The organism is Spiroplasma sp. hyd1, from assembly GCF_016082235.1.
Lineage (GTDB): Bacteria > Bacillota_I > Bacilli_A > Mycoplasmatales > Mycoplasmataceae > Spiroplasma > Spiroplasma poulsonii.
Genome location: NZ_JXYY01000047.1, coordinates 1 through 9,167 on the forward strand (window position 1 = coordinate 1; position 9,167 = coordinate 9,167).

9 protein-coding genes and 1 pseudogene are annotated in these 9,167 nt (G+C 26.1%); all 10 read left to right on the forward strand.

The features are described from left to right. A partial coding sequence (locus tag TS70_RS05035; protein ID WP_198049595.1) for a hypothetical protein occupies positions 1-1,570 on the forward strand: 1,570 nt, incomplete at its 5' end. Positions 1,571-1,604: 34 nt separating this feature from the next. Next, positions 1,605-1,862 carry a hypothetical protein gene (locus tag TS70_RS05040; RefSeq protein ID WP_198049596.1) on the forward strand — a complete coding sequence of 86 codons (258 nt, stop codon included), beginning with the start codon at positions 1,605-1,607 and terminating at the stop codon, positions 1,860-1,862. A 349-nt stretch (positions 1,863-2,211) separates the two neighbouring features. Continuing rightward, positions 2,212-2,664, forward strand: a complete 453-nt coding sequence (locus TS70_RS05045; protein ID WP_198049597.1) for a hypothetical protein — start codon at positions 2,212-2,214, stop codon at positions 2,662-2,664. A gap of 2 nt (positions 2,665-2,666) precedes the next feature. Further along, positions 2,667-3,278, forward strand: a complete 612-nt coding sequence (locus TS70_RS05050; protein WP_198049598.1) for a hypothetical protein — start codon at positions 2,667-2,669, stop codon at positions 3,276-3,278. A 542-nt stretch (positions 3,279-3,820) separates the two neighbouring features. After that, on the forward strand, positions 3,821-4,411 hold the full coding sequence (locus TS70_RS05055) for a BlaI/MecI/CopY family transcriptional regulator (protein WP_198049599.1): 591 nt from the start codon (positions 3,821-3,823) through the stop codon (positions 4,409-4,411). Between the two features lie 85 nt (positions 4,412-4,496). After that, a complete protein-coding gene (locus tag TS70_RS05060) occupies positions 4,497-5,264 on the forward strand; it encodes a ParA family protein (RefSeq protein WP_198049600.1) in 768 nt (255 codons plus the stop codon). Positions 5,265-5,266: 2 nt separating this feature from the next. Beyond that, positions 5,267-5,521, forward strand: a complete 255-nt coding sequence (locus TS70_RS05065; RefSeq protein ID WP_198049601.1) for a hypothetical protein — start codon at positions 5,267-5,269, stop codon at positions 5,519-5,521. A 263-nt stretch (positions 5,522-5,784) separates the two neighbouring features. Then, positions 5,785-6,261, forward strand: a complete 477-nt coding sequence (locus TS70_RS05070) for a lipoprotein (RefSeq protein WP_198049602.1) — start codon at positions 5,785-5,787, stop codon at positions 6,259-6,261. Positions 6,262-7,114: 853 nt separating this feature from the next. Continuing rightward, positions 7,115-8,659, forward strand: a complete 1,545-nt coding sequence (locus TS70_RS08665) for a type IV secretion system DNA-binding domain-containing protein (protein WP_198049603.1) — start codon at positions 7,115-7,117, stop codon at positions 8,657-8,659. A gap of 2 nt (positions 8,660-8,661) precedes the next feature. Further along, positions 8,662-9,167 (forward strand): annotated as a pseudogene (locus TS70_RS05080) (hypothetical protein); the annotation flags it as partial.

Genomic DNA, 9,167 nt, shown 5'->3' on the forward strand with positions numbered 1-9,167 from the left:
GTTAGTAAATATTAAAGGTATGGACGCTATTAGAAATTCATTTTTAGGAATGATTTTTAATAAAAATAATGATGCTTATATTGCAACACAAAACGGAATGTTTTTACTAATTAATAATTCAGATACAGCAACACAAATAGACAATATTGATAAAAAAATAATTTTCGATTTGTTAATAACTGATAATAATGATTTATTTTATTCAAATGAGAATGGTATTTTTGTGTTAAAATATGGTGAAACAACACCAATCAAAATCGATGGAATATATAATTTTTCTAACTTAATTTATTCAAATAAATTAATCTATGCTTGGGACACTGATAAAAAATTAATATTTAGTACTGAAACTAATTTAAATTGAATTAAAAAATATTCTAATTTTAATTTGGTTGATAAATCAAAAAATATAGCGTGATTGCGTGATGACCAACTTGTTGCTAATGGACAAGTTAAAGTCAAAATAGCAAACACTGATATTGAAACTGTTAAAGTCAATGGAATTGTTATGCCTAGTCCGGATAAAAAATGAGACTTTGATTTGCCTGATACAAGTACAGCAAGTGAAAATAGAGACTATAACATTGAAATAGCCTTTAAACTTGATGGAAAAAGTTACACAGGGCAAATCATCGTATCATCATTGTTGGCACAACCAAATATTACTGTACAAAAAAATACATCGCCGTTTGGCAATATTGCTAGTTATGTTTATCAAGTGCCAACTAATGACAAAGTAGGGGATGTTACTTTAACTAGTGATTTGTACTACTCTGATACTGAAGTTAAAGTTAGTTTAAACAAACCAACGGGTTCAACAGTGCAGAGTGGTGTTGTTTATGGTTTAAATGAAGATTGACAAAAAAATGGACAACAATTAGATATTACTGGTGATTTATCTTTAAATGCAACGATGTTAAATTCATATCAAGGTCGATTTTTGGTTGAAACAAAAGATAGTGCTGATAATTCAAGTTTTTACTATATTAGTTTAAACAAAGATAATTTAACACCGAACTTTTGAGATACTGAACAAGGACAAACTTTTTATAGTTGAGCAAATTTGAATGGCTATAATGAAAGCATTAAAAAACTTAATGCAACAGAACTAAATAAAATAATCAAAGCTAGTGCAAACTGACAACAACAAGCAAGTGATAGTCAATTTGCAACTGCCGTTGCTGAGTGGTTTAAAACAAATGGTAAACTGTTATCAAAAGAACCGTTGACAGCTGAGCAAGTTATCGCACAGTTAAAAACCCAAATTCCAAACAGTATCACAATTCCTGCGGTAAATACTAGCAATTATGATGTAAACAAAGTGAAATTTGAGTTAAATAAAAACGAATTTAAACCAAATGACAAAGTCAACATTACTGTTAAATACAATAATGCCACATCAGAACAATTTACCTTGCAAATAAAAGACAGCAATATACCTAATAAATTATCTAACATTGCGATTGCTGGTATTGCAATCGGTTCGGTTGCTGGTGTTGCCTTTGTGGTACTTGGTAGTTGTTATTTGTATCAGTATCTAAATAAGAAGAAAAAGCAAAATAAAAAATAACTATGTTAAAATTTAAGAAAAGGAGAATAACAAAATGTATAAAAATATAAATAAATTATCAACAGTTTTTAAAAATAATCATACTTATTTAGTTGGTGCTTTTACATTGTTTTCATTATTTGGAATAGTGCTAATTTTATTAGGAGCAATTACAAAAAATATTAATTGAGCGTGAGGTGGCGTTAGTGTTATCGTTATTGGTATAGCATTTGCTTTAACTTTAATTTCATTAGGTATTTTTGCAATCACAGATGCAGTTAAAGAAAGAAAACTAAAAAAAGCAAAACAATAAAAAACTATGATACAATAAAATTAATTAAATAAACAAAGAAAAAGAATGGTCTAGGAAACCACTCTTATACACTTGCAAAATATCTAAGAAATATTTAGCAGGTTTTAATTTAACTGAACCATTAGGTTCTTAGTTAGATTATAACATTTATATAATTTTGTGTATAGGTAGAGTGAAAAAGATTCATTCTACCTATTTTTTTATTTAAATATCAAAAGAACAAAAAAATACCTTTATATTAGCATTTAAACTAACCAAAAGAATATGGGGATTTATTATTCATTTTGGAAAATATCAACGCTAATAAGGGGTTTAAATACGGTTAAAAGCACAGAAAGGACAACTATAAATGACAGATAAAGAACAAAAGAAAAAAGAATATAGGAAACAATATTATCAAAACAATAAAAATAAAATAAACCAACAAGCAAAAAAATATTACGAAAAAAATAAAGACAAAATAAAAAAACAAGCAAAAAAATATTATTTAAAAAACATAGATACTATAAAACAAAAAGGAAAAGAATATTACGAAGAAAATAAAGAAAAAATAAAAGAGCAATACAAAAATTATTACAACCAAAATAAAGAAAAAGTAATACAACACCAAAAAGAATATAGGAAACAATATTATCAAAAGAATAAAAAACAAATTAATCAAAAACATAAAGAATACCAATTAAAAAATAAAGACAAAATAAAAAAACAAAAAGAAGAATATTATCAAAAGAATAAAAACAAAATGAATGAACAATCAAAACAATATCGCTTGAAAAAAGCACAAGCAAAAGGAGACAAATAAATATGAATACAGAACAAACAAATAATCAGTATCAAGCATTTAATCAATTAAATCCGAATAAGGATATTTCAAATATTTTCACACCGAAAAAAAATGTAAACAAAAAATTTACTGAAAAAAGTAATATGGTTCGCTTTGGAACAATTTATATTTCATCATCTAAAAAATTCTGTCATTTAGACAAAAATAAAGAAAATTATTTAATCGGTATTAAACCACATTATACATATAATGTATATGACGCGGAAAAAAACTGAAAAGAAAAAATCACAGGAAAAAAGTTAATGAAAAAATACGACTTAGTCGGTTTTCATTATTTAACTGTGGAACAACAACGGTTTAAAAATATGCAAAAAGCAAATCCATTCTTTTTGCAATTTAAAAATGTCAAAGAGAGTATGGAATGACACCGCCAACAAGCAAAAGAACAACGCGAACAGTTAAATGTTCTTTTAATGAACCGAAAAAAAACAGATACCAAAGTATCTGAAAACGATGTAATCAGCAAATTTAATGATGATTACGAACAAAAAAAATATCAACCAACCGATAAAAAACGGACTGTTGATATAAATAATTTATTAACTGAATTGGATAACCCAATTTTTAGTTAATAACAAACATAATATTAACCAATAGAGACACAGCACAAAGGTAAAGCAAAAGTGTCCAACTACATAATAACAAATAGTTTTGAATTAATAAAAACATTTTTCGTATTGTTTTTATTTTTTCTTTTACTTTTATATTTTCCTAACAGAACTATTCACAAAACGATTAGCATTATATTTCAAACAAGTCAGAATTAAATAAAATTATTAATATTAAAATAGTAAAAATAAATAAAATTTGATTAATTATATAAGTATATTAATACTAATTTTAAATAAATATAATAAAATATATTATAATTATATTGTAATAAATAAAAACTACATAAATTATAATAAATATCCCTTATTCGCAGCGTTTTTGCAAGCAAAGCGTTGTTGACCCCGCTCTCCCTACGAGATAGCGGGGTCAACAACTAACGCTGCTCGTTCGGGTATTATGTTCTTTTTTTCTTTTTGCCCAAGCCCTTAAAAGAAAAAAAGCCAAAAAAGAAAAAACCCCACCCTGTTAGTAGAACAATGGTGGTTGGTAAGGAGTTGATGGTATGACAGAGCAAATTAAAATTATGGATATTATTAATCGTTGAGGATACTTAAATTTAGAACAAATATCACTGCTACTAAATAAAAATATTTATACAATTCAAACTCATTTAACAAGATTGATAAAAAAGAAACTGATTACTGCCAATAAATTAACGCGAAAAAACATTTATGTTTTATCTAGTAGTGGTAATTATTATCTTGGTCGTAAGGCACATCAAATTAAAATCAATTTTAATGAACTCCCCCACCAAGATATGTTAATCAAATGACTTGTTGTACAAAACGACATTGAGCATTATCAAACTGAGCGGGAGCTCAAAATGGAAAACGGCAATCTTAAAGGATACCCTGACCTACTAATTGAAACAACAGACAATAAAAATGTTTTAATAGAATACGAACGCACTCGCAAAGCAAAAACACGATATAAACCGATTTTTGACAGTATGGTTTCGTACTTAAAACAAGATTATAAATGTTGATGAATTGTCCCAAACCAAGCAATGGCAAAATTTATCAATGAACACATTAAAGAAGATAACTGGCGAACTGAACAACACAAAGTAATAGTATTTAATTACATTGTTTAAATACATAAAATAATTATGTATAATATATACATAGTATAAATACATACTTTATATACATATAATATATAAGAAAGGAAATACAAAAATGAAAATTATTACAATTGGAGCATTAAAGGGGGGAGTTGGCAAAACGAATTTTACTTTTAATTTGTCTTGTTTTCTTGCCATAGAAAAAAAGAAAAGAATACTTGTGATTGACCTTGACCCCCAAGGTAATTTAACCCAATGTTTTCAATTAGAAACTGACAAATCATATTCTATGGAATTATTTAATATTAATGATAAATTAGAAAATTTAGTCTTTAAAACTGACATTGAAAATATAAATATAATTCCTACAAATATTCAAATGGCAAAATTAGAAATTAAATTGGTGAATGAAATATCTAGGGAGAAACTTTTAGATATTAAATTTAGACAAAATTATAATTATTTAGAAAAAAACTACGATTATATTTTGATTGACACAAACCCAAGTTTAAATATTACAAATGTAAATGCCTATACTATTGCTACTAATATTCTTTTGGTGTGTGATAATTCTATTCATTCATTAAGAGCATTAAATATGACATATGAATTATGAGAAGAATTATGTAATAAATTGTTTATTAAAAACCGTATTAATGCAATTATAAAAAATAATTTTGACCACTATAAAGTGTCAAAAGATTTTAAAGAATACTTAGAAAAAAGTAATTTAAACAAGTTGGTAGTGCAACAAGAAATTAGAAAAAAACAAGTTTTTAAAACTAGTGAAATAACGGGAATTCCCGTTATTAAAACTTTAAAAAATAAAGAAAACCCTTATTTTAATATTGTTGCTGAATTAGAACAAAAAGGAGTGATATAAACATGGCAGATAATAATTTATTTGATAGAGCAAATTTAAGACCAATTAGTAAACAAGTTGCCGAAGACTTAACGCATAAAACAAATGAAATTAAACAACAACTTACTTTAAATTTTGAAAAAAAACAAGATAAACCAAGAAAGGTACAACTATCTCTTTCTGTTTACCCTGACAAAATATTAAAATTAAAACAAGTTGCTAAACAATATGATTTGTCAGTTTCAGCGTTATTAGAACAAATCATCGACCAATTATAATTTATGATATAATGTAATTGGTTATCTTTAAAAAAGATAACTCCTTTCGGGTTCTTTTAAATAAAAAAGAGAATAGCATTTTAAATGCTAAATAAAAAACATCTTAATTTTAGTAGTTTAAGATGTTTTTATTTTGTCATTAGGGGAGTTAAAAACTGTTGATAATTTATTTATATTTTTATACATTTTGTTATTTTTAATGATATTTTTATTATAAATATTTAAAATAACAAAAAGTATCAAAGGAGTATCAATTATCAACTATGAAAAAATTAATATCAATTATCGGAGCAGTTAGTTTAACTGCAATCGGAACAAGCAGTGTTATTGCTTGTAGTGGTGGAAAACCAAAACCAGTGCAACCACTAACACCAACCACTATTCCAAAGATAGCTCAGCCAGTTGAAACACAACCAAAAGAAAAAATAGATATAAGTTCACTAAAAATAGATGCACCAAACAAAATAATTGCAAAAAATATTAGAAAAGTTAGCAAAGATGAATATTTACCACTAATTAAAAGTAAAATTCATGAAGCACTTGATAATTTTGATAAATCATTGAAATGATCAAAAGGTTATACGGATTTAGAAATTGATTTAAATTTTCTTAAATGATTTGATAAAGGACATTTAGATTTGTCAACACCAAAAACAGGAACTTTATGAATTAAAGGAATTAATAATGCCACTGGTTTTACAGAAATAACTATAACTTTACCAATAGCAACAGAATTATAAAAAATTATTTTTTATAACAGAGAAATAACATTACTTTTAAATAAATGTTTGTTATATAATNTGATTGGTTATCTTNAAAAAAGATAACTTATTTCAAGAATTCTTTTTTAACAAAAAAAGAGAATAGCATTTTAAATGCTAAATAAAAAACATCTTAATTTTAGTAGTTTAAGATGTTTTTTATTTTGTCATTAGGGGAGTTAAAAACTGTTGTTTTTAAAATAATTTAGTTATATAATAAAAGTGTCAAAATAAAAAAGTGAGAGTTAACCACTCCCGTTAATGTTTTAGATTACTTNANANTAANNTATTTTTTTATTATGTAAATAATAATTGCCATCAACAGTAAGGCTAAAACCAACAATAGCATTTTAAAAATCTCTTGTATGGTAATCACCTCCTATCTGATGTATTTGTCAAAATAGGGAGTGATTTTCTCTCACATCAATTATATCAATTTATATTTTGTCTTTTAAAAAATAATGATATAATTTCTATGTAGGCATTTTAAAATGCTACAACAACTAAAAATGGAAACACAATTAACTTGAAATCATCTGTGTTTCCGTAAACAATTTTAACATATTTTAATGGGTCATTTAAAATCTCCTCTTTTGCAAAACTTAAAATATGTTGTATCAATTATTATAATTTTGTTTATGGGAATAGTGCGGTGGTATTATTTCCATTTTTATTTGCAGAAAGGAGTTGTTATAAACATATGATAAATTTTATTATCTCGTTGCTGAAACTTGGATATTATTTAATCTTATTGTTTTTACTTTTTATTCCGATGATTTGTTTACTATATTTGTTGCCAAGTTGATTAATCATACAAACAATATATATTAAATTGAAAAGTTTACGCGATAAAAAATATCTCAATGCGTTAACTTGATTAACCTTGGCAATGATTTTATTAGTTGCTATTTGTTTAACAACAAATATCCTTCATCCGAATTTAACTTATAACTGGGATGGTTGAAATATCTTGGGTTCGTTGTTTGTTATTGAGTTGCAGTTTTTACCTTTATTTGTGTTGTTATATGCAATTTTAGATTATTGTGTTTACTTAATTGCGAATAAAGTTGGTGCATGGTTTAATAACAAAAATGAAAGATACGAGTTTATTAACATTTTTATTAAAAGTTGAATATGATTTCTTTTGATTTTAAAAAGCACATCATACTTAACTAAACTGTTAAATACTCGTAAAAAAGTTGTAAATAAAATTCAACAATGACAAAACAGCAATGTTTTACTTGATAATTTTACTGCTCTAAATAAAGATAAATTAAACCAACATACTTTATTGGTTGGTACAACTGGGAGTGGTAAAACAACAACGCTGTTATCAATTATCAAACAATTAAATACTAAGTTAAAACAAACTACAATTATTATTGATGGTAAGGGTGATGTTGATTTAATTGATAAAGTAAAACAACAAGACCCTAACGCCTTTATTTGAACTATCAATGGTAATTTACAATATAACCCGTTTGCAACAAAAGATAGTGTCGTATTATCAGATAAGATAATGTCGTTGTTTGATTTTTCTGAACAGTATTATCAGTCAATGGCAAATGATTATGTTTTGATTTTAACCGAAACACTAATCAGTAATAAAATATCTTTTATCTTAGACAATATAATTAAATATTTCAATATTGAAAATTTAAAAAATCTTGTTGGCAGAGATAACCCCAATTATGCTTATCTTGACAATATCAATGTGAAAGATATTGGTGGGTTGCGTTCTCGTTTGAATGTTTATCGCCAACAGTTAAAAACAAGTATTGGGGATAAAAACTCAATTAGTGAAATTGTGAAAAATCACCAAGTAATTTTGTTTAGTATTAATTCATTATCTTATCCGAAATTAGCAAATGCGGTGGGGCGTTTGTTTATCCAAGACTTAAAAGAGTTTGCGACAAACAAACCCCAAGAGCAAAAAATTAATATCATAATGGATGAGTTTAATGTCTTTGCTAGTGAAACAATTGTTAACTTAATAAATAAAACGCGTAGTTTTAATTATCAGGTTTTTCTTTCGTTTCAAACGATAAACGATTTAAAATTAAAAGACATTGATTTAACAGACACTATCTTTGGTAATACTAGCAATGTTATCTGTCACTCTGTTAAAGACCCTAACACCGCCGATTATCTAAGTAAAGTCTTTGGAACAATCACCAAGGCAAAATTAACTCGCCAGTTAGATTTTGCCAATGAACAGAGTATAATGGGGAGTGTTAGAGATGTTGAAGAGTTTATTTTTCATCCCAACAACTTTAAAAACTTATCAACTGGAACTGCCATCATCAAAATTATCAACGACAATAACAACATCAGTAACTTTGTATTCAAAAAAATACAAGTTGAAAGGAATGATTAAATATGAAAAAACTTTTATCAATTATTGGAACAATCGGGTTAGGTGTATCAGCACCCGCTCCGTTGCTTGCCAACACTGTACAAACTCGTGTCAAACGCGATGTTGGAATATCTACTAATTCAAATAATTATAAGTATCTTAATTTTTCTAAATTATCTTTTATTAATGAAAAGGCACAGTTAGTATCAATTGGCAAAAATGCAATAACTTATCAGAGTGAAATAACCAAAAAAATTTATATTGTTTCAAAAGATAATATTAAAAAAGAAATTAATATTCCTACAAATGATTTAGTTTTTATTACAACCTTAGCAAATGATAGTGTTTATTTTAATGCAAATAATGGTGTTTATGTATTGAAAAAAGGTGAAACAACAGCAACAAAAATCAACGGTATTAATGATACAAATTCTATTGCAATAGATAATAATGGTAATCTTTATTATGGTACAGATACTGGTGCTTATAAGTTGTCTGCGGGGTCAGCCACACCAACAAAAATTGATGA